At 67.3% G+C, this 20715-nt stretch carries 16 protein-coding genes; 8 read left to right on the forward strand and 8 right to left on the reverse strand.

All coding sequences use genetic code 11. The annotated features are described in order from the left end of the window. Positions 1 to 1827, reverse strand: a complete 1827-nt coding sequence (glmS, locus tag MKI84_RS09160) for a glutamine--fructose-6-phosphate transaminase (isomerizing) (RefSeq protein WP_241618774.1) — start codon at positions 1825 to 1827, stop codon at positions 1 to 3. A gap of 117 nt (positions 1828 to 1944) precedes the next feature. Here glmS and MKI84_RS09165 point away from each other — a divergent pair, with 117 nt between their 5' ends. Continuing rightward, on the forward strand, positions 1945 to 2454 hold the full coding sequence (locus MKI84_RS09165; RefSeq protein WP_241618776.1) for a GNAT family N-acetyltransferase: 510 nt from the start codon (positions 1945 to 1947) through the stop codon (positions 2452 to 2454). Between the two features lie 4 nt (positions 2455 to 2458). Here MKI84_RS09165 and glmU read toward each other — a convergent pair whose 3' ends face one another. Further along, positions 2459 to 3820 (reverse strand): bifunctional UDP-N-acetylglucosamine diphosphorylase/glucosamine-1-phosphate N-acetyltransferase GlmU, encoded by a 1362-nt coding sequence (gene glmU / locus MKI84_RS09170; protein WP_241618779.1) that lies wholly within the window; start codon positions 3818 to 3820, stop codon positions 2459 to 2461. Between the two features lie 94 nt (positions 3821 to 3914). Between glmU and MKI84_RS09175 the strand changes: the two genes are divergently transcribed. Beyond that, positions 3915 to 4337 carry a hypothetical protein gene (locus MKI84_RS09175; RefSeq protein ID WP_241618782.1) on the forward strand — a complete coding sequence of 141 codons (423 nt, stop codon included), beginning with the start codon at positions 3915 to 3917 and terminating at the stop codon, positions 4335 to 4337. On the opposite strand, the gene MKI84_RS09180 is transcribed toward MKI84_RS09175, so the two are convergent. Then, on the reverse strand, positions 4297 to 5916 hold the full coding sequence (locus tag MKI84_RS09180) for a glycoside hydrolase family 17 protein (protein ID WP_241618783.1): 1620 nt from the start codon (positions 5914 to 5916) through the stop codon (positions 4297 to 4299). The genes MKI84_RS09175 and MKI84_RS09180 overlap by 41 nt on opposite strands. 240 nt (positions 5917 to 6156) lie before the next feature. Between MKI84_RS09180 and MKI84_RS09185 the strand changes: the two genes are divergently transcribed. Both MKI84_RS09185 and MKI84_RS09190 read left to right on the forward strand, forming a co-directional pair. Beyond that, positions 6157 to 6627: a hypothetical protein gene (locus tag MKI84_RS09185; protein WP_241618785.1), complete on the forward strand. Its 471-nt coding sequence runs from the start codon at positions 6157 to 6159 to the stop codon at positions 6625 to 6627. A gap of 266 nt (positions 6628 to 6893) precedes the next feature. Continuing rightward, positions 6894 to 9554, forward strand: a complete 2661-nt coding sequence (locus MKI84_RS09190) for a glycosyltransferase (RefSeq protein WP_241618787.1) — start codon at positions 6894 to 6896, stop codon at positions 9552 to 9554. Positions 9555 to 9649: 95 nt separating this feature from the next. Here the strand turns inward: MKI84_RS09190 and MKI84_RS09195 are convergent, their stop codons facing one another. The 4 genes from MKI84_RS09195 to MKI84_RS09210 all read right to left on the reverse strand — a co-directional run bounded on the left by MKI84_RS09195 (position 9650) and on the right by MKI84_RS09210 (position 14178). Beyond that, a complete protein-coding gene (locus MKI84_RS09195) occupies positions 9650 to 10519 on the reverse strand; it encodes a VOC family protein (protein WP_241618788.1) in 870 nt (289 codons plus the stop codon). A gap of 255 nt (positions 10520 to 10774) precedes the next feature. Then, positions 10775 to 12403 carry a CTP synthase gene (locus MKI84_RS09200; RefSeq protein ID WP_241618790.1) on the reverse strand — a complete coding sequence of 543 codons (1629 nt, stop codon included), beginning with the start codon at positions 12401 to 12403 and terminating at the stop codon, positions 10775 to 10777. 119 nt (positions 12404 to 12522) lie between these two features. After that, positions 12523 to 12909: a preprotein translocase subunit SecG gene (gene secG, locus MKI84_RS09205; protein ID WP_241618792.1), complete on the reverse strand. Its 387-nt coding sequence runs from the start codon at positions 12907 to 12909 to the stop codon at positions 12523 to 12525. 204 nt (positions 12910 to 13113) lie between these two features. Beyond that, complete coding sequence (locus tag MKI84_RS09210; protein ID WP_241618794.1) at positions 13114 to 14178, reverse strand: hypothetical protein; 1065 nt, start codon at positions 14176 to 14178, stop codon at positions 13114 to 13116. A gap of 295 nt (positions 14179 to 14473) precedes the next feature. Here MKI84_RS09210 and MKI84_RS09215 point away from each other — a divergent pair, with 295 nt between their 5' ends. Further along, positions 14474 to 15556 carry a helix-turn-helix transcriptional regulator gene (locus tag MKI84_RS09215; RefSeq protein WP_241618797.1) on the forward strand — a complete coding sequence of 361 codons (1083 nt, stop codon included), beginning with the start codon at positions 14474 to 14476 and terminating at the stop codon, positions 15554 to 15556. Here MKI84_RS09215 and tpiA read toward each other — a convergent pair. Further along, positions 15547 to 16296, reverse strand: a complete 750-nt coding sequence (tpiA, locus tag MKI84_RS09220) for a triose-phosphate isomerase (RefSeq protein ID WP_241618799.1) — start codon at positions 16294 to 16296, stop codon at positions 15547 to 15549. The two genes, MKI84_RS09215 and tpiA, sit on opposite strands and share 10 nt — an antisense overlap. A 179-nt stretch (positions 16297 to 16475) precedes the next feature. Here tpiA and MKI84_RS09225 point away from each other — a divergent pair, with 179 nt between their 5' ends. From MKI84_RS09225 to MKI84_RS09235, 3 genes are all read left to right on the forward strand, one after another. Then, a complete protein-coding gene (locus tag MKI84_RS09225) occupies positions 16476 to 18380 on the forward strand; it encodes a peptidylprolyl isomerase (RefSeq protein WP_241618802.1) in 1905 nt (634 codons plus the stop codon). 10 nt (positions 18381 to 18390) lie between these two features. Beyond that, positions 18391 to 19905 carry an anthranilate synthase component I gene (gene trpE / locus MKI84_RS09230; protein ID WP_241618804.1) on the forward strand — a complete coding sequence of 505 codons (1515 nt, stop codon included), beginning with the start codon at positions 18391 to 18393 and terminating at the stop codon, positions 19903 to 19905. 190 nt (positions 19906 to 20095) lie between these two features. Then, on the forward strand, positions 20096 to 20704 hold the full coding sequence (locus tag MKI84_RS09235) for an anthranilate synthase component II (protein WP_241618806.1): 609 nt from the start codon (positions 20096 to 20098) through the stop codon (positions 20702 to 20704). The last annotated feature ends 11 nt before the right edge of the window (positions 20705 to 20715 follow it).

Raw genomic sequence — 20715 nt, forward strand, 5'->3', positions numbered from 1 at the left:
TCACTCCACCGTGACGGACTTGGCAAGGTTGCGCGGCTGGTCGACATCGGTGCCCATCACGACCGCCGTGTGATAGGCGAGAAGCTGGATCGGCAGCGCATAGACGAGCGGCGCCACCGCCGGGTGGGTCTCCGGCAGAACCAGTGTCGCCTCGGTCTCGATGCCGGCCCTGGCCGCGCCCTCGGCGTCGGTCAGCAGGACGATGCGGCCACCGCGGGCGGCGACTTCCTGCATGTTCGACATGGTCTTCTCGAACACGGCATCGTGCGGGGCGATCACCACCACCGGCATCTTCTCGTCGATCAGCGCGATCGGTCCGTGCTTCAGCTCGCCCGCCGCGTAACCTTCGGCGTGGATGTAGCTGATTTCCTTGAGCTTCAGCGCGCCTTCCATCGCCAGCGGATAGGCGGTGCCGCGCCCGAGATAGAGCACGTCCTGCGTCTTGGCGAAGGCGCGCGCCAGCGCCTCGATCTCGGGGCCGAGCTTGAGCGCCTCGTTCATCAGGCGCGGCACCTCTACCAGCGCCTGGACGATGGCCCGCTCCTCTTCCACGGAGAGCACGCCGCGCGCGCGGCCGGCGGCGACGGCCACGGCCGCCAGCGTTGCGAGCTGGCAGGTGAAGGCCTTGGTCGAGGCGACGCCAATCTCCGGGCCGGCGAGCGTCGGCATCACCACATCGGCCTCGCGGGCGATGGTGGACGTCGGCACGTTGACCACCGCCATGATGTGCTGGCCGTTTTCCTTGGCATAGCGCAGGCTCGCCAGCGTGTCGGCCGTCTCGCCGGACTGCGAGATGAGGACGGCAAGGCCGCTCTTCGGCAGCGGGGCCTCGCGGTAGCGGAACTCGGAGGCGACGTCGATCTCGACCGGCAGGCGGGCGAAGCGCTCGAACCAGTATTTCGCGATCAGCCCGGCATAATAGGCGGTGCCGCAGGCGGCGATGGAAATACGGTCGAGCGCGGCGAAATCGAAGGGCAGGTCGTCGGGCAGGCGCACCGTCCCGTTCGCCATGTCGAGATAATGGGCCAGCGTGTGGGCGACGACCTCGGGCTGCTCGTGCATCTCCTTGGCCATGAAGTGGCGGTGGTTGCCCTTCTCGACCAGGAAGGCGGTGGCGGCGGTCTTCTGGACCGGGCGCGCCACGATGTCGTTGGCGGCGTTGTGGATCTCGACGCCGTCATGGGTCAGCACCGCCCAGTCGCCATCATCGAGATAGCAGATCGTGTCGGTGAAGGGCGCGAGCGCGATGGCGTCCGAGCCGAGATACATTTCGCCCTTGCCATAGCCCACCGCGAGCGGGCTGCCCTTGCGAGCCCCGATCAGCAGGTTTTCGTCGCCGTCGAACAGGAAGGCCAGCGCAAAGGCGCCCTGCAGGCGTGGCAGCGCGGCGGCCACCGCGTCGACCGCGCTACGTCCGCAGCGCATCTCGCGCGTCACCAGATGGGCGACGACCTCGGTGTCGGTCTCGCTCTCGAAATTGGCACCGTCGCCGCGCAGCTCGTCGCGCAGCTCGCGGAAATTCTCGATGATGCCGTTATGCACCACGGACACCTGCGTGGTGGCGTGGGGATGGGCATTGGCCACGCTTGGCTTGCCATGGGTAGCCCAACGGGTGTGGCCGATGCCGATAGCGCCGGCCAGCGGGGCGTCGCGCAGCACGGTCTCAAGGTTGCGCAGCTTGCCCTCGGCGCGGCGACGCTCCAGCCGTCCGTGCTCCAGCGTGGCGATGCCGGCGGAATCGTAGCCGCGATATTCGAGGCGCCGAAGTGAATCGACCAGACGATCGGCGACGGGCGCCGCACCTACGATGCCGATGATGCCACACATGGGTGATCTGATCTCCGAACCGCACAGGATATTGCACCGCAGGGTTTAACCGCCGGTGACCGGGATACCGAAATCAAGTCTCATGTCGATTCGTATCGCCAGATTCCGGAGCCGCCCGTGACCACGCCTCCTTCCCGCTTCCGCGTCCGTCCGGCGCGGCCCTCTGATGTGCCGACACTGACCGGGCTGCTCAACGCCATCATCCGCGCCGGCGGCACGACGGCGCTGGAAACGGAGATGAGCGAGGCCGACGTCGCGCAGATGTTCCTCGCCGGCGCGGCCGTGCTGTGCTGCCATGTGGTCACCGGGCCGGACGACGATACGCCGCTCGGTTTCCAGACCGTGGTGCGTCATGCCGAGCTGCCCCCTGGCTGGTGCGACATCGCCACCTTCACCCGGCGCGATCCCGCCCTGCCCGGCGCCGGACGCGCGCTGTTTTCCGCCACACGGGAGCGGGCGCGGGAACTCGGCCTCGTCACCATCAATGCCGCGATCCGCGCCGATAACAGCGGCGGGCTCGCCTATTATGGGAAGATGGGGTTCGACACCTATCGCACCCTCCCGGCCGTACCGCTGCGCTCGGGCGCATGCGTCGACCGCATCTTCAAGCGCTACGACCTCGGCTGACCGCTCAGCCCTTCTGCGCCTTGCGCGCGGTGAAGCGCTCGCGCAGCCGGCTGGCCCAGCCCGGCTTGTTGACCTGCCGCGCGCGGGCGACGGCGAGCGCGTCGGCCGGGACGTTCTCGGTGATGACCGAGCCGGTGCCGATATAGGCGCCGTCGCCGATGCTTACGGGGGCGACCATGAGCGTATTGGTGCCGATGAAGGCGTTGGTGCCGATGATGGTGCGGTGCTTGCCGTAGCCGTCATAATTGCAGGTGATCGAGCCGGCGCCGATATTGGTGCGCGCTCCCACGCTGGAATCGCCGACATAGGACAGGTGATTGACCTTGACCCCTGCCCCAAGCTCGGAGGCCTTGATCTCCACGAAGTTGCCGATGCGGACGCCCTCCCCGAGCGCCGCGCCGGGGCGCAGGCGGGTGTAGGGGCCGATGGCAACGCCGCGCGACAGGCTCGCGCCTTCCAGATGCGAGAACGAGTGGATCACCACCTCGTCGCCGACCTGAACACCGGGGCCGAACACCACGTTGGGCTCGACAATCACGTCGCGTCCGAGCCGGGTATCGGCGGAAAAGAACACGGTCTCAGGTGCCACCAGCGTCGCCCCGCCGGCCATGGCGCGGGCGCGCAGGCGGTTCTGGATCACCGTTTCGGCCTCGGCGAGTTGGGCACGCGTGTTGACGCCGGCCACGTCTTCCGCCGCCACCTCGCAGGCCATTGCCTCGCGGCCAGAGGCGCGGGCGAGTTCCACCGCGTCGGTGAGGTAGAATTCCTTCTTTGCATTGGCATCGCCGATGCTCTCCAGCAGGGCGAGCGCGGCGTGGCCATCGAACGCCATCAGCCCGGCATTGCAGAAGTCGATGCGCTTTTCCTCCGGCGACGCATCCTTGTCCTCACGGATGGCGAGCAACGCACCGTCGCGCGTGACGAGGCGGCCATAGCCGGCGGGGTCCGCCGCGCGGAAGCCCAGCACCGCCACGGCCGCGCCAGCCGCCAGCGGGGCGCGCAGTGTTGCGATGGTCTCGGCGCTGACCAGCGGGGTGTCGCCATACATCACCACCACGTCATCATAACCGCGCGCCAGCGCCGCGCGGGCGGCGAGCACGGCATGGGCGGTGCCGCGGCGGTCGGCCTGCACGAACACATCCGCCCCCGGCAGCACGCGGGTGGCCTCGGCCGCGACGCGGTCATGATCCGGCCCGATCACCACCGCAACGGCCGCGGCATCCGCGCCCTTCGCCGCTTCGAGAACATGGGCGATCATGGAGCGCCCGGCGATGGCGTGCAGCACCTTGGGCAGGGAGGACGCCATGCGCGTGCCCTCGCCGGCGGCGAGGACGATGACGAGGAGGCTGCGCGTGGGGGACGACATCGATATTTCTCTCCGGCGGGGACGGCGGGTGCTGTTTAGCGCAGCCGCGCCGGAGCCGGAAGCGGCGTCGCGACGTTGATCGCGGGCGTGCGCCGTGTCATCCATCGTCGGCACGATCGAGATCGAGGACCGCCCCTTGCCGAAACCCAGTTTCCTGCCCGGCGCCCGCGCCGCCAACATCGTCATCGCGCTTGGTGCCTTCGCGCTCGGCTGGGCGATCTACATGCGCTACGCGCTGGTCGAGCAATCCGGCGTCGGCCTCGCCTGCATCGGCATGGACACCGCGACCTGCAACACGCGGGCGATCGTGATCGAGATGTTCGGCTATTCGGCGTTCGGCATCGCGGCGATCATCACCGCCGCGCTCCAGTTCTTCCGGCCCTCGGTGCCGATGTTCACCATTGCCCTGATGGCGACCGGCATCGGCCTGGTCATGTACAACAACAACCTGTCGGCGCTGGCCGCCGGCCTGCTGCTCATTTCTTTCGCCCGGCCCTGGCGAGGTGCCAGAGCGTGAAGGCGAGCACGACCAGCAGCGCGCCGGTCCACAGCGCCTGCCAGTTCTCGAAGGTCTCGTTGATCGCGATGTAGAGACCGCTGGCGAGGAAGACCGCTGCCGCGATCACCTCGGCATGGCGCGATTCCCCGCTGCGGCGCACCGGGGCCACCAGCGCGTAGAGCGCGAAGGCGGTGATGATCGGCGTCAGGCCGGCGAAGTTAAAATCCTTGTAGCGCGGGTCGAACACCAGCCCGAGCCCGATCTGCGCGACCAGCACCAGCGAGGCCGCCAGCAGCCAGGCCAGCACGCGCTCCATGGCCGGCGCCGGGCCGGCATGGCCGGGATTGAGCGCCACATCCAGCGTGACGAGCCGGGTCCGCATGCCGATGGCGGCAGCGGCCACCAGCGGCACGGCAAGCGCCAGCACCAGAAGCGCGATACCGCGAATCCAGCCGCCAATGCCGAGACTCTCCACCGGAATCGTGTGCAGCAGCCGCCCGATCATCAGCCCGGCGAAGAAGGCGACGCCAGCCACCGCCAGCCAGTGCCGTGTCGCCGGAACCGGAGCGCCGGACCGGCGCTGGGCAAGGCCGGCGACGGCGAAGACGAACCCCGCCAGCACCACGCCGGCAAGCGCCTGCAGCATCCAGTTCGGATGGTCGGAGACCGGCTCGCCCCAGGTGAACTTGAAATCGCGGGTATAGGCGTCGAGGAAGCCCCAATGGCCGCCGACCGTGCCCTCGGAAGCGCGCTTCCAAGGCTGGTCGAACGCCTCGATCACATTGAGCTGGTAGCCCTTGGCCTTGGCCAAAGCCAGCAATTCCTGAATGACATTCGCCTGGTTGGAGGGCGAGGGCAGCGCGCCCTCGCGCATCCGGCCCTCGCTTGGCCAGCCGGTTTCGCCGATCAGTATCTCCTTGCCGGCGAAGACCTGCCCGACATGCTCGCGGATCTCGCCGAGATGAGCGACGGAATCCTCGGCGGCGACGGGCAAATCCTCCCAGAACGGCAGGATGTGAACGGTGACGAAATCCACCGAGCCGGCGAGATCGCGGTTGCGCTCCCAGAACTCCCAGACATCGGCATAGGTGACGGGCACCGCACCAACCTTGCTCTTCACGTCCTTGAGGTAGGTTGCCATGTCCACGGGAGACAATTCGCCGCGCAGCAGCACCTCGTTGCCGACGATCACCGCCTTGATCACGTCGGGGTTCTGCTGCGCCGCCTTCACCGCCGCGTCGATCTCGATGCGGTTATTGTCGCGGTTGCGGCCGAGCCAGATGCCCTGAAGCACGGTGAGGCCATGCTTGCGCGCCAGCTCCGGCACGACATGCAGCCCCATCTCGGTAGAATAGGTGCGCACGCATTCCGTGATCTTGGCGAGGCGCGCGAAATCGTCGTCGATCTGCTCGGGCGGGATCACCAGTCCTGCCATGAACGGCGACTGCCCGGGCCGGAACGGCGCATACGAGACGCAGGGCAGCTTCTCGCCGGCAGCGAGCGGCGAGACCGGGGCCGGCACCGGCTGTCCGAGCCAGGCCCAGACACCGACGATCGCCGCGCAGACAACGGCGGCGAGCGCTACGGGAAGTCGCATGCGGAAACTCTCCAGATCGGACCGGCCGGCCGGCGCGGCACGATGCCGCCGGCCGAATACGCGCTGCTTTGTAGCCTCAGGGAGCGCCGATGGGGAAGCTCCCGATTTCCGCCGGACATCACGAAATGCCGAAGCCTTGGTCATGCCGTCAATCTGCGCCGTCATGCTGACAAATTCGGCGGCTTCACCTAGTGTGCAAACTCCACTGGCCTCCCTCTTTCGCGTGTGACGTTTCCCATCATGCTGTTCTCCGTACGCCTTCTCTCCGCCCTCGTGATCGGCGGCTTCGTCCTCACGGCGACCGCTTCCGTGCCGGTATTCGCCCAGACCACCAATGGCGAGCAGAAGCCGGCCGAACAGTCGCCTGAAGAGCAGGCAAAGGAGGCCCAGCGCCGCTCGATCGAGGAATTCAACCAGGCCGCCAAGCTGCCGGGCAATGCGGGTCTTCCGGAATGCGTGTGGAGCGGCCGACGGATCGCCATGCTGCTGTGGCGCGACGACATCGACACCGCCCGCCGCCACCTCGAACTCTATGAGCGCTTCGGCTGCCCGACCGAGCATCTGAAGATCGCGTTCCGCTGCCTCGTGCGGCAGGGCAACATCGACTCCAAGGCGCAGGAGCGGCTTTCCGAGCGGGTGCACATGTGCTGGGTGAACCCGGATTCCACTCCTCCGGTCCCCGCACAGGCGCCCCCCGCCCCCGCGCAGTGAACGGCGCGCTGCGTCACCCGCACAATCGATGAACGAGCATTCATCCGCAAGGCGTTTGCAGCGCAATGAAATCATGGCCGAGCCGCGGCTGTGACACGTCACTGCCACAGTGCGGAACCATATTCCGCCTTACCGCGTTGCCGGCCTGTAAAGGCTTGCGCCGACTCACATCGGAATTATCGCGATGCGGCGCAGGACATGCTGCAACCGCGTTAAAATTGTACTATATGTCACCCGTTACCTCACTCCATCCGTGGGTTAGTTCCATGCGTCCCGCTGTTCGTGTCGCTGCCGCTGCTCTTGCGGTGGTCACGTCCGTGCATGCCTTCATGTGGCTGGCAATGCGCGAGGAGGTGACCGCTCCGGGCATTTCCGACCGCCTCGCCAGCATGTCCTTCGCGCCCTATGGTCGCGATGCGAACCCGGACAAGGGCGAGCCGACCACGGAGGCGCAGATCCGCGCCGACGTCGACGCGGTGGCGCCCTACACCAAGGCGGTGCGCACCTACGCGTCCACCGGGGGGCTGGAGCATGTCGCGCGCCTTGCCGGCGAGGACGGGCTCAAGGTCACGGTCGGCGCCTGGCTGGACGAGGACGAGGCGCGCAACGAGCGCGAGATTGCCAACGCCGTCGAGGCCGCGAAGAAGAACTCCAACGTCGTCGGCATCGTGGTCGGCAACGAGTCGATCCTGCGCGCCGAGCGCACGCCCGAACAGCTCATCGAGACCATCCGCCGCGTGAAGCGCGAAACCAACGTACCGGTCACCACGGGTGAGACCTGGGACGTATGGCTGGACCATCCCGAGCTGGTTTCCGCCGTCGACTACATCGCCGCTCACATGCTGCCCTATTGGGAAGGCGTGACGCCGCAACAGGTGGTCGACCACACCATCGCCATTTATGACCGCCTGCGCGCCACCTATCCCGGCAAGCGCATCGTCATCGCCGAGTTCGGCTGGCCGAGCCAGGGCTACAACCGCGACAACGCGGTTCCCGGCGAGCTTGAGCAGGGCCAGATCATCCGCAATTTCGTCGCGCGGGCCGATGCTCTCGGTATCGACTACAACATCATCGAGGCGTTCGATGCGCCGTGGAAGAGCTTCGAAGGCAGCGTCGGCCAGTACTGGGGCCTGCTCGATGCCAATCGCGAGCTGAAGTTCCCGCTTTCCGGCCCGCTCACGCCCTCGACCTACACCGCGACGGCGGCGATCGCGCTGCTGCTCGGCATCGCCTTCGCTCTGCCGGTGTTCCGCTTCGGGCGTCTCACCATGACGCAGGGATTGGTGATGATGGGCGCGGCGAGCCTCGTCGGCGCCTGGATCGCGACGGTCGCGGATTACTGGATCAGCCACTACATCGTCGGCGGCAATGTCGTGACCTTCATCGCCAGCCTCGTGCTGCTGGTGCCCCTGGTCGTGGTCATGCTGTATCGGGTCGAGGAACTGGCCACCATTGCCTTCGGCCACTCCCCGCGCCGCCTGCTGCGCAATGAGGGCGCCAAGGGCGACGCCCTGCCCGCGCGCACCCCGAAAGTGTCGATCCACATCCCGGCTTATAAGGAGCCGCCGGAGATGCTGAAGCACACGCTCGACAGCGTGGCGCGGCTGAACTGGCCGAATTTCGAGTGCCTCGTCATCATCAACAATACGCCCGACCCGGCATTCTGGGAGCCGATCGAGGCCTATTGCGCCCAGCTCGGCGAGCGCTTCAAGTTCATCAACCTGCCGAAGGTCGAGGGCTTCAAGGCCGGCGCCCTGCGCGTGGCCATGGAGAAGACCGCGCCCGACGCCGAGATCATCGGCGTGATCGATGCCGACTATGTTGTCGACCCGAACTGGCTGCACGATCTGGTGCCGACCTTCGAGGACCCGACCGTCGGCATCGTGCAGGCGCCGCAGGATCACCGCGACGCCAATAAGAGCCTCATGCACGAGGCGATGAATACCGAATATGCCGGCTTCTTCGACATTGGCATGGTCCAGCGCAACGAGCATGACGCCATCGTCGTGCACGGCACCATGTGCCTGATCCGCCGCGCCGCCATGGTCGAGGCCGGCGACTGGTCGAGCGACACGATCTGCGAGGACACCGATCTCGGTCTCTCGATCGTCGAGCGCGGCTGGAAGAGCCACTACACCAACACCCGCTATGGCTGGGGCCTGCTGCCGGACGATTTCGCCTCGTTCAAGAAGCAGCGCCACCGCTGGGCCTATGGCGGCATGCAGATCGTCAAGAAGCACTGGCGCCGGATGCTGCCCAATGGCGGCACCCGCCTCACCCCGGCACAGCGCCGCGAATTCGGCATCGGCTGGGTGAGCTGGCTCGGCTCGGAGAGCGTCGGCGCGCTGGTGGCGATCCTCAGCCTCGCCTGGGTGCCCTTCGTGCTCGGCCTCGGCATTGCGGTGCCGCAGCGCATCCTGACCGTACCGATCCTGTTCTGCTTCGGCATCTATGTGCTGCACTTCTGCGCGCTGTACCGTCTGCGCGTGGCCACCACCCCGGTCCGTATGATCGGCGCGGCCATCGCGGCCATGGCGGTTCAGTTCACGGTCGCCAAGGCGGTCTATGACGGGTTCCGCTACAAGGACCTCGCCTTCGCCCGCACCGCCAAGGGCTCCTGGCTGGCTGGCGCGGCCCGCGCCTTCCCTGCCCTGCCGGAGACCATCATCGGCAGCGGCCTCATGCTGGCGGCCATCGTGCTGCGCATGACCAACTGGCACGCGGTGGTCGAGGTCGACCTGTTCGCCTTCGCGCTGGCCATCCAGAGCCTGCCCTTCCTCGCCGCCGCCGTCATCGGCTGGCTGGAAGGCTCCAGCCTGAATGCCTTCGAGACATGGGCAAGCCTGCGCGCCCGCGCCTTCGCCCTGCTGCCGGGCCGCGCGACGCCCCGGGCCGCGCGGGTCACGGTGGAGAAGGTGGCGCCCTGAGGACGCCGCCCGCCCCCGCGGCGATTGAAGAGCCGACATGAAAAAAGGCCCGGAAGCTGTTGCGGGCCTTTTTTATTTCGCCGTCAGCGATCGGCTCAGTCGGCCGCCTCGAACACCAGCGCCGCGCCGAGCCCGGCCTTGGGGCCGATCACGATGATGCCCTCGATCTCTTCGGCCGACATGCGGCTCGACGCCACCCGTCGGCGCGCCTTGGTGATGTCCGCCACCGCGAAACGCAGCGCCGCGAGCCGCAGCCCCTGATCGGCCGGCGCCGCCACGCCGAAGCGCTGGGTGTAGATTTCCGGGCTCATCAGGTCGACCGACCCGCGCGGCGTCCGCGCGATGTGCCAGCCATCCACCGCGCGGCGGAATGGAACATCGAGGAAGGCGGCGAGAAAATCGAGATGGGCGGCGGGCTCCGTCGCAACCAGCACGACGCCGGCAATCGAGTCCGTGCTGTTCATGTGGCGCTGCAGATCCGGTGACCAGAAATTATCCGGAAAACGCTGGTGGCAGGTGAAGAAGCCGGCATGGAGCGAGGCCGGATCGCGCGCGAAGGCCAGCGTGAACGCGACCTCGACATCCGAGCCATCCGGCCGCTTGCCCTGCCGCGCGAAGTCGAAGGTCTCGAACCCGCCATAGCCGGCGGCGTCGAACTCCGTCTTGTCGGCGGCCGGGTCCGCACTTTCCAGCACAAGCATGGACAGGCCCGCTCCGGCGGTGGCGAGGAAATCCCGATTGAAGGCGCCGAAGGAAAAAACGCCGCCGGTGTCGGGGGGAATCGCGTCCGGCTCGGCAATTTCGAGCAACTCGACGAAGAAGCCCGGTGTCTGGATCAGCCGGTTATGCGTGCCCCAGGGATGACGGTTGCGCGCGCCCACGGTGAAGCCAAGCATGTCGTAGAGCTCGCCGGCGGCCTCAAGATCGCGGACGACATGGACGACATGATCGAGACCGCGCGGCATGGGCATACTCCTGACAAGGCAATGCCGGCAGGAGAGCACGGGGGGGATGGGGAAATCCAGCGCCGATTGCCCCGCTGCGGCGATCTGTGGACAGCCGCGTCCCGCGGCGCCGGAGAGGATCCTGCTGAAACCCAGCGGAACGGCCGCGGAGGCGTGTCAAAGGCGGACCAGACGCGGCCCATGCCGACGCATCCGCCGGGATGGGGAACCGGCGGCGGGCGCAAATACCGCCCGCCCCGCACGACCATGGACGCGTCAGAACAGCCGGCTCTGCACCGCCGCAGCGCCGATGAAGGAGGCGAACAGCGGGTGCGGCTCGAACGGACGCGACTTCAGCTCGGGATGGAACTGCACGCCGATGAACCACGGGTGATCCGGGTATTCGATGATCTCCGGCAGCAGCCCGTCCGGCGAAAGGCCGGAGAATCGCATGCCGCAGGCCTCCAGCCGGTCGCGATAGGCCATGTTGACCTCGTAGCGGTGGCGATGGCGCTCGGAAATCTCGGTGGCGCCGTAAATGTCCGACACCCGGCTCTCCGGCGCCAGCGCGGCGGTATAGGCGCCGAGCCGCATCGTCCCGCCAAGATCGCCGCCGATACCGCGCTTCTCCAGCTCATTGCCGCGCAGCCATTCGGTGAGCAGGCCCACCACGGGCTCGGTGGTCGGACCGAATTCCGAGGAATTGGCGGCCTCGACACCGGCAAGGTTCCGCGTCGCCTCGATCACCGCCATCTGCATGCCGAAGCAGATGCCGAGATAGGGTACGCGCCGCTCGCGGGCGAACTGCGCCGCGCGGATCTTGCCCTCCGCGCCGCGCTGGCCGAAGCCGCCGGGCACGAGGATGCCGTGGACATGCTCGAGGAACGGGGCGGGGTCCTCGCGCTCGAAGATCTCGCTCTCGATCCAGTCGAGATTGACGCGCATATTGTTGGCGAGGCCGCCATGGGCCAGCGCCTCGATCAGCGACTTATAGGCGTCCTTCATGCCGGTATATTTGCCGACAATGGCGATGGTGACGGCGCCTTCCGGGTTGCGGATGCCCGATTCGACCTTCTTCCAGCGCGTCAGGTCCGGCTCGGGTGCCGGCTCGATGCCGAACGCCGCCAGAACCTCGCCGTCCAGCCCGGCCTCGTGATAGGCCGAGGGCACGGCATAGATGTTGTCGGCGTCGCGCGCCTCGATCACCGCGCTTTCGCGCACATTACAGAACAGGCCGAGCTTGCGGCGCTCCTCGCGGGGGATTTCCCGGTCGGTGCGGCACATCAGAATGTCCGGCTGGATGCCGAGCGCCCGCAGCTCCTTGACCGAGTGCTGGGTCGGCTTGGTCTTCAGCTCGCCGGCCGAGGGGATATAGGGCAGCAGCGTCAGGTGCACATAGATGCAGTGCTTGCGCGGCAGGTCGTTGCCGATCTGGCGGATCGCCTCCAGGAACGGCATCGCCTCGATGTCGCCCACCGTGCCGCCAATCTCCACCAGCACGAAATCATAACCCTCGTTACCCGAGAGCACGAAATCCTTGATGGCGTTTGTGACGTGCGGAATCACCTGGATGGTGGCGCCGAGATAATCGCCGCGCCGTTCCTTGGTGAGGATGTCCTGGTAGATGCGCCCGGTGGTGATGTTGTCGGCCTTGGTGGCCGGCCGCCCGGTGAAGCGCTCGTAATGGCCGAGATCGAGATCGGTCTCGGCGCCGTCGTCGGTGACGAAGACCTCACCATGCTGATACGGGCTCATCGTGCCCGGATCGACATTGAGGTAAGGGTCGAGCTTGCGCAGCCGCGTCTTGTAGCCACGAGCCTGCAACAGCGCGCCGAGAGCGGCGGAAGCGAGGCCCTTGCCAAGCGAGGACACGACGCCGCCGGTGATGAAAATGTAGCGCGCCATGGAAGTGGGTTTCTAGCTGCAAAAACACGATTCGACGAGAGGCCGCCGCGAAGATCGGCCCCTCGCCTGTGGGAAACCTGGAAAAAGCCCGCCGCGACCCTGAAAGCCGCGGAAGGATCTCACTGGGACTGCGGAACCTGGGGGCCGCTCGGGGCGGCCGGCGCCGGCTGGGCGCCCTGAAGCTGGTCGAGCACGGTGCCGCCGGGCGCAGGCGCCGGAGCGCCGGAAGGCAGCGTCGTCGGCGTGTTGAAGATCGTGGCCGGACCACGACCCCAGCCCGCCACCATGGTGAGCGAAAGGCTGGTGAGGAAGAACAGGCCAGCGAGAATCGCGGTCGCGCGGGTCAGCGCGTTCGCCGTGCCACGGGCCGAGAAGAAGCCGCCACCCGCGCCGCCACCACCACCGCCGCCAATGCCGAGGCCGCCGCCTTCGGAACGCTGGATCAGCACGACGCCGATCAGCGCCAGCACCACCATCAGATGGACGACAATCAATACGGTCTGCATGGGACGCCTTCAAAAAACCCAAAGCGGCGCCGGGCCCGACCCTTCGGCCACGCCCTCCGCCGCAACATTCGGCGCGTTCCTACACGATCGCGCCCGACTTTGCCAGCACAAGAGGCGGAACCGGCAACCGCCCCGCCTTCGCGCTTTCAAATAGGTCGAAAACCACGCCGCGCCAGAGCCACGCCTTGTGGAAACATCGGCATGTCACGGACAAGGCGCGTTGGGGCTGGGGTTTCGAGGGCATTGCGGCCCGACATTCGTGAGGGAGTTCGCGAGATTGCCAAGCTGCTCCTGCCCCTCCCCCTGCAGGGCGGCCAGCGCCTGTTGCGCCGCCTGCTCGTCTTCAAAGACCCGCTTCTGGCCCGGGGTCATGAAGGATGTCACGGGCATCCCCAGCCCTGCCGAGAGTGCTTCGGTGATGAGATCTGCATCGTAATAGCTGGAGACATATTCGGGCACCCAACCATTGGCGGGTCCCGGCCGGGTCTTGTCGATCAGGTACTCGTAGGATTTCTTGAATGCGGTGTCGTTCAGGAAACCGCTGTCTTCGAGAAACGTACTCAACGCCTCCAGACGAGCACTCTCGAGATCGAAGCTTGCCTGGACCGCATCGCCGATTGCCGCATTATGGCGACCGATATCTTCCAGTTGCTCGGGTGTCGGATAGCGTCGGCCTTCAGCGGCTCCCTCGCCTTGCGGTACATCGTTAAAGGAGACTCCGCCCCGCTCACCGCCGATGCTGAAGGGCTGGTCGACATAGACCCTGCCATTTTCGTCGGTCTTGAGCTCAACACCACGAGCTTGAAGCCGACTGCGCTCACTCTCCGCCAACGCCGCAACGTTGCGCTCAGCGCTGGCGAAGGCCACACCAAGGCCCGCCATCATCTCCGCATGGCCGGGCGCGTTCGGCATTTGCGCGACGGCTTCCTTGATAAGGGCAAGACGCTCGGCCAAGTGGATGGCCGAGGAACCGCTTCCGTCAGCACCCTCAATGAAGTTCGTGACGAGGCCCGAAAAAACGAAGGTAGCGAAGCCGGGTGTGACGCCGTCCGGCGGATTCGCGACAAGGCTCGAGAATGCCGCAAACACGTTGCCAACATTATCGTTCGAGAGCGGCCTGCCCGGCACCAGCGCACGCATCACCTGCGCGCTCATCTGCACGCGATCCGGCGCTTCCAATGCCGCTGCATCGGCAGTCACGCCGCCGGTCATGCTCAGCATGGCCAGCATCATACCAGCGCCGGTCAGGCGCCGGTAGCCGACAGCCATGGATCTCGCGACTTTGGCAAAACTCATATTAGCCCCGCACATTCCCGTTGCATGCACCTGAAAACCCTGATTCAGGCCGCACTTCCCAGCATCAGTGTCGCCAGCGCGGGCGGCTTGGCGCATCCCTCACTTTGGGTAGGTTGCAACTTCCGGCGGTGATCGCGTTCAACTGTGGCTCGCATGTCACAGGCACGCATCGCGGCGGTAAAAGCTGCACGGAACTTGCATTTGTTCATTGGGACACAGCGCCCGCCGCACCGGCCTCCCATCGATTTCAGTCCTCCGAGACACCCGCATGAGCCCCGCCGACGACCTGATCGCCGCCATCTATGAGAGCGCCGCGCTTCCGGAGCTGTGGCCAACCACGCTCGACCGGCTGGCGGCAGTGGTGGAGTGCGACAAGGCGCTGATGTTCACTACCGACGGCGCGCGGGTGCAGCGCTGGGTGTGCAACGAGGCGATGCGGCCGGGCATGGAGGTGTTTCTGCGTGACCGCTGGATGGAGCGCAACCCGCAGGGCGCCCACGTCATCACCTACCCCGAGCCGGCCTTCAAATGCGACGACGACCTGTTCTCGCCCGAGGAGATCGAGACGCTACCCTACTACCGCGAGTTCCTGCGGCCGAACGGCATGGCGTGGGGCACCGGCACCATGATCGAGGGCGGCAGCGCCGATATGGCGATCGTCTCGATCCACCGCCCCTATGAATGCGGGCCGATCGAGCGCGCGCGCATGGCGGAACTGACCCGGCTGCGGCCGCATCTGGCGCGCGCCACGCTGGTCTCGGCTCGGCTCGCGAATGAACGGCACGCCGCCACGCTCTCGGCGCTCGAAAACCTCGGCCTGCCGGCGGCGACGCTCAGCCCGGCCGGCCGGCTGATCGACGCGAATGCGGTGTTCGGCACACAAGCCGGCGACGAGATGGTCGACCTGCCGGGCCGGCTACGCTTCCGGGACAGGGAGGCCGACCGGCTGTTCCAGACCATGCTCGATACGCCGCAGGCGACCGGCGCCAGCTTCCCGCATCGCGCAGGCGAGCATCGGCCGCCCTTCATCGTGCATGTCTCGCCAATCGCCGGCCATGGCCGCGACCTGTTCGCGGCCGCGCGATGGCTGCTGATCCTGACCCCGCCCGCTGCCGGAAAGCCGGTGAGCGCACGGATGCTGGCCGGGCTGTTCGACCTGACACCGGCCGAATCGCGGGTGGTCGTCCATCTGCTGCAGGGCGCCGGCGTCGGCGGCGCGGCGGAAGGAACGGCCACCACGCCGGAAACCGTGCGCCATCACCTCAAATCGGTGTTCTACAAGACCGGAACCCACAGTCAGGGCGAATTGCTCGCCCTGCTGCATGGTCTACGCCCGTCTCCTCAGCAATAGGCGCGGGCGATATCGAGGAAGGTGGCGGCCTGCAGGCTGGCCCCGCCGACCAGCGCACCGTCGACATTCGGCACGCCGAGAATGGCGACGGCATTGTCCGGCTTGACCGAACCGCCATAAAGCAGCCGCATGCTCTCGCCTTCCGCCCCGAAGCGGGCGACCAGTTCGGCACGTATGGTGGCGTGCATGACGGCGATGTCGTCCATGGTCGGAATCAGCCCGGTGCCGATCGCCCAGACCGGCTCATAGGCCACGACCAGTTCCGCGCCCGTGGCGTTGTCCGGGATCGAGCCGGCGAGTTGCGTGCGCACCACGTCGAGTTCCAGCCCGGCGCGGCGCTCGGCCTCGGTCTCGCCGACGCAGACGATGGCAATCAGCCCCGCCCGGCGCGCGGCCTCCGCCTTGGCGCGCACCGTCGCGTCGGTCTCGCCGTGATCGGCGCGGCGCTCGGAATGACCGACGATCACCGCCGTGGCGCCGGTATCGGCAATCATCTCGGCGGAAATGTCGCCGGTATGGGCGCCGCTGGCCTTGGCGTGGCAGTCCTGCGCGCCGATGGCGATGCGCGAGCCCAGCGCCACCACCGGCAGCGTCGCCAGCAGGGTGGCCGGCGGGCAGATCAGCAGGTCGACCCGCGCCTTCATCGTGCGGTCATAGCCTTCCATCATGCGCGCGAACTCGGCGACGGTCCCCTTGAGGCCGTTCATCTTCCAGTTGCCGGCAATGAGGGGGCGGGGCATGGGCGTGTCATCTCGCTCGTGAAACTCGGATGACCCCGCGTAACAGACGTTTTTTGCGCACGCAAATGATGTGAGCTGTGGCGTTGCGGCACACGGGAGGCATCCCTATGATGCGCGCCTTTCGCGAGCCGGCCCCGATCCCGGGACCGGACCTGTGCCTATGCCCAACGAGAAACGAAATGCTGCAGAGCCTGCGCAGTCGCGCTTCCGGTATCGTCGCCAAGATCCTCATGACGCTCCTCATCCTCAGCTTTGCGGTGTGGGGCATCGCGGACGTGTTCCGCGGCTTCGGGAGTCAGACGCTGGCGACCATCGGCTCGACCGAGATCACCGTCCCGGAGTTCCGGCAGCTCTATCAGGACCGGATGCAGCAGATCAGCCAGCAGATCAAACGCGGCCTGACCCCCGATCAGGCCCGCGCGCTCGGCATTCCCGACCAGATTCTCAATGAGCGCCTCGCCGAGGCCGCGCTCGACGACATGGCCGGCACCATGGGCCTCGCGCTCTCCACCGAGGAGATCGTGCGCCGGGTGCACCAGAACCCGGCCTTCTTCGGGCCGTCCGGTTCGTTCGATCCGGCCTATTTCAACCAGCTCCTGCGTTCGAACAACTTCACCGAGGCGCGCTTCGTCGAATCCGAGCGCCGGCTCGCGCTGCGCCAGCAGCTCATCCAGTCGCTCGGCGGCGGCATCGAATTGCCGCAGGTCATCAAGGACGCCGCCGCGCGCTTCGAGACCGAGGAGCGCTCGGTGAACTACGCGGTGCTCACCGCCGCCGGCCTCCCTGCCCTGCCCGAGCCGACCGAAGAAGAACTCCGCAGCTTCTTCGAGGCGCGCAAGGTGGCGTTCAAGGCACCGGAATTCCGCAAGATCGCCGTGCTCGCCCTCACCCCGCAGGCGCTTGCCGAAGCGCAGCAGGTATCCGACGCCGAGGTCGAGGCGGCCTATCAGGCCAATCTCGCCAGCTACGGCACGCCGGAAAAGCGCGTGGTGCAGCAGATCGTGTTCTCCAATGAGGAAGAGGCCAAGGCGGCCGCCGACCGCATCGCCGCAGGCACGCCCTTCGCGGACATCGCGGCCGAGCGCAAGCTGGAGGCCAAGGACATCGATCTCGGCGACGTGACCCGCGCCGACATCTTCGACAAGGCCATCGCCGATGCCGCCTTCGCGCTGGCGCCCGACAGCACGTCGGGCGTGGTCGCCGGCCGCTTTGGCCCGGTGATCGTGCATGTCGGCGCGGTGACGCCCGGCACCACGCAGCCGCTCGCGGAGGTCGCACCGGTGATCCGCGCCGCGCTTCAGGTCGACGGCGCCCGCCGCGCGCTGCTCGCGACCTATGACAAGATCGAGGACGAGCGCGCCAGCGGCGCCCAGCTCGGCGAGGTCGCCTCCCGGCTCAACCTCACCCTCCAGCAGATCGACGTCGACCCTCAGGGCCTCACCGCGGACGGCACGCCGGCGGCTGATTTCCCGGGCCGCGCGGAGGTGCTGCGCGGCGCTTTCGCCAGCGATGTCGGCGCCGAGAACGACCCGGTCCAGATCCCGCAGAGCGCGGGTCAGGGCGGCGGCTATGTCTGGTACGAGGTCGAGGCCATCACCCCGCCGCGCGACCGCACATTCGAGGAAGCCCGCGTGCAGGTGCTGGAGCGCTGGAAGCAGGACGAGACCGCCAAGGCGCTCGACGCCCGCATCGAGGAACTGACCAAGAAGATCGAGGCCGGCACGCCGTTTGATCAGGCCATCACCGAGGCGGGGCTCGAAATGCGCACCGCCAACGGCCTGACCCGCGGCCGCGCCACCGATGGCCTGCCGCAGGAAGTGCTGGCGAGCGTGTTCGACGCGGCACCCGGCAAGGTCGCCTTCGCGCTCACCAATGGCGGCGACAGCCGCGTGTTGTTCCAGCTGGTGCGCAGCACGGTTCCCGCCGGTGCCAGCGTCAATGACAAGCTGCTGGCCGACATCCGCCAGAGCATGGAAAACGACCTGATGACCGAATATCTGGTCCGGCTGCAAAACGATCTCGGCGCCCGCGTAAACCGCGCGGCGCTCGACCAGATCGTCGGCGGTGGCGAAGCGGTGAACTGAGACCCGACCGATGAGCGTTACCCCGGATATCGCGGCCTTCACCGCGCTTTATGAGCGCGGCGAGCCGCAAGTGGTCTCTTCCGTTCTGGTCGCCGATCTTGAGACGCCGGTCTCGGCCTTCCTCAAGATCGCCGGCGAGCGGCCCAACAGCTTCCTGCTGGAATCGGTCGAGGGCGGCGCCACGCGTGGGCGCTACTCCATGATCGGCATCGAGCCGGACCTGATCTGGCGCTGCCGCGGCAATGCGGCGGAGATCAACCGCCGCGCCGCCCACGCCCCCGATGCCTTCGAGCCCTGCAGCGATGCGCCGCTGGTCTCGCTGCGCAAGCTGGTGGCGGAATCGCGCATCGCGCTGCCGGCGGGCTCCCCTCCCATGGCGGCGGGCGTGTTCGGCTATCTCGGCTATGACATGGTGCGCCAGATGGAGCGCCTGCCGGAGCCCAAGGCCGATCTGCTCGGCGTGCCGGACGCGATCTTCTTCCGCCCGACCGTGATGGTGGTGTTCGATGCGGTGCGCGACGAGCTGACCGTGGTCACCCCGGTGCGCCCGCAGCCCGGCGTCAGTGCCGGCGCGGCCTATGAATCCGCCCTTGAGCGCATCGAGCGCGTGACGGCGGCGCTCGACAGCGCGCTGCCCAACCTGCCGGCCGCGGATGCCTTCCATCAGGAGGTGGCGCCGCTCTCCAACACCGAGCCGGCGCAGTACCTCGCCATGGTGGAGCGGGCCAAGGAATATATCCGGGCCGGCGATATCTTCCAGGTGGTGCTCTCGCAGCGCTTCGACGCGCCGTTCACCCTGCCGCCCTTCTCGCTCTACCGGGCGCTGCGGCGGATCAACCCGGCGCCGTTCCTGGTCTATTTCAACTTCGGCGGCTTCTCGCTGGTGTGCTCCTCACCGGAAATCCTGGTCCGGCTGCGCGACAACACCGTCACCATCCGTCCGATCGCCGGCACCCGCCCGCGCGGCGCCACGCCCCATGAGGACAAGGCGCTTGAGGACGAATTGCTGGCCGATCCCAAGGAGCGCGCCGAGCATCTGATGCTGCTCGATCTCGGGCGCAACGATGTCGGCCGCGTCGCCTCGATCGGCTCGGTGCATGTTACCGACAGCTTCTTCATCGAGCGCTACAGCCAGGTGATGCACATCGTCTCGAATGTCGAGGGCACGCTGGACCCGCGCCGCGACGCGCTGGACGCGCTCGCCGCCGGCTTTCCCGCGGGCACCGTCTCGGGCGCGCCAAAAGTGCGGGCGATGGAGATCATCGACGAGCTGGAGCGCGACAAGCGCGGCATCTATGCCGGCGCCATCGGCTATTTCGGCGCCGACGGCGAAATGGACACCTGCATCGTGCTGCGCACCGCCGTGGTGAAGGATGGCAAGATGCATGTTCAGGCCGGCGCCGGCATCGTCTATGATTCCGTGCCGGAGAGCGAGTTGCAGGAATGCGTGAACAAGGCCAAGGCCCTGTTCCGCGCCGGCGAGGAAGCGGTGCGGTTCGCTGCGCGAGCGGGACGGGGGCAGTGAGCATGACGGTTTTTCGTCACGAGCGATGGCGGGACATGTGACGCCTCGATCATCTTCCCGGACGGCCGCAGGCCGCTCGGCGCGGATGACGGCCAACGGCGCGGCTTGACCTTGCGCCGGCTCACCCCCTAGAGCTTCTCCAAGCGGCAGAATGCCGGCACGGGAAGCTCTCCGCTCGAACGGAACCGCCATGATCCTTCTGGTCGACAATTACGACAGCTTCACCTGGAACCTCGTCCACTATCTCGGCGGCCTTGGCGTCGATGTGGAGGTCCGCCGCAACGATGCGCTCACCGTCGAGGAGGCGCTGGCGATGAAGCCCGAGGCCATCGTCATTTCTCCCGGCCCGGCCACGCCAAACGAGGCCGGCATCTGCCTCGACCTCATTTCCCGCGCCGCCGGCGAGGGCGTGCCGGTGTTCGGCGTCTGCCTCGGCCATCAGGCCATCGGGCAGGTGTTCGGCGGCGACGTCATCTGCGCGCCGCTGCCGATCCACGGCAAGCTCGCCGAGGTAAAGCATCGCGGCGAGGGCGTGTTCCGCGGCATCAACGGCCCGTTCAAGGCGACGCGCTACCATTCGCTGGTGGTGGACCGCACCACCCTGCCCGACGCGCTCGGCGTCACCGCCGAAACCGATGACGGCCTGATCATGGGCCTCTCGCACAAGGAACTGCCGGTGCACGGGGTGCAGTTCCACCCAGAGAGCATCGCATCGGAACACGGCAAGACCATTCTCAAGAACTTCCTCGACCTTGCGCGGGCGTGGAATGCCGGCCCCCGCCGCGCGCGCGCGGCCTGACGACGATCGCG

The organism is Ancylobacter gelatini (genome assembly GCF_022601675.1).
Classification (GTDB): domain Bacteria; phylum Pseudomonadota; class Alphaproteobacteria; order Rhizobiales; family Xanthobacteraceae; genus Ancylobacter; species Ancylobacter gelatini.

Coding starts and splice junctions, on each gene's coding strand:
- MKI84_RS09215 (WP_241618797.1), top strand. CDS start 14,474: ATGAGCCCCGCCGACGACCTGATCGCCGCCATCTATGAGAGCGCCGCG.
- secG (WP_241618792.1), bottom strand. CDS start 12,909: ATGCAGACCGTATTGATTGTCGTCCATCTGATGGTGGTGCTGGCGCTG.
- MKI84_RS09225 (WP_241618802.1), top strand. CDS start 16,476: ATGCTGCAGAGCCTGCGCAGTCGCGCTTCCGGTATCGTCGCCAAGATC.
- MKI84_RS09190 (WP_241618787.1), top strand. CDS start 6,894: ATGCGTCCCGCTGTTCGTGTCGCTGCCGCTGCTCTTGCGGTGGTCACG.
- tpiA (WP_241618799.1), bottom strand. CDS start 16,296: ATGCCCCGCCCCCTCATTGCCGGCAACTGGAAGATGAACGGCCTCAAG.
- MKI84_RS09235 (WP_241618806.1), top strand. CDS start 20,096: ATGATCCTTCTGGTCGACAATTACGACAGCTTCACCTGGAACCTCGTC.
- glmU (WP_241618779.1), bottom strand. CDS start 3,820: ATGTCGTCCCCCACGCGCAGCCTCCTCGTCATCGTCCTCGCCGCCGGC.
- trpE (WP_241618804.1), top strand. CDS start 18,391: ATGAGCGTTACCCCGGATATCGCGGCCTTCACCGCGCTTTATGAGCGC.
- MKI84_RS09200 (WP_241618790.1), bottom strand. CDS start 12,403: ATGGCGCGCTACATTTTCATCACCGGCGGCGTCGTGTCCTCGCTTGGC.
- MKI84_RS09210 (WP_241618794.1), bottom strand. CDS start 14,178: ATGGCTGTCGGCTACCGGCGCCTGACCGGCGCTGGTATGATGCTGGCC.
- MKI84_RS09185 (WP_241618785.1), top strand. CDS start 6,157: ATGCTGTTCTCCGTACGCCTTCTCTCCGCCCTCGTGATCGGCGGCTTC.
- MKI84_RS09180 (WP_241618783.1), bottom strand. CDS start 5,916: ATGCGACTTCCCGTAGCGCTCGCCGCCGTTGTCTGCGCGGCGATCGTC.
- glmS (WP_241618774.1), bottom strand. CDS start 1,827: ATGTGTGGCATCATCGGCATCGTAGGTGCGGCGCCCGTCGCCGATCGT.
- MKI84_RS09195 (WP_241618788.1), bottom strand. CDS start 10,519: ATGCCGCGCGGTCTCGATCATGTCGTCCATGTCGTCCGCGATCTTGAG.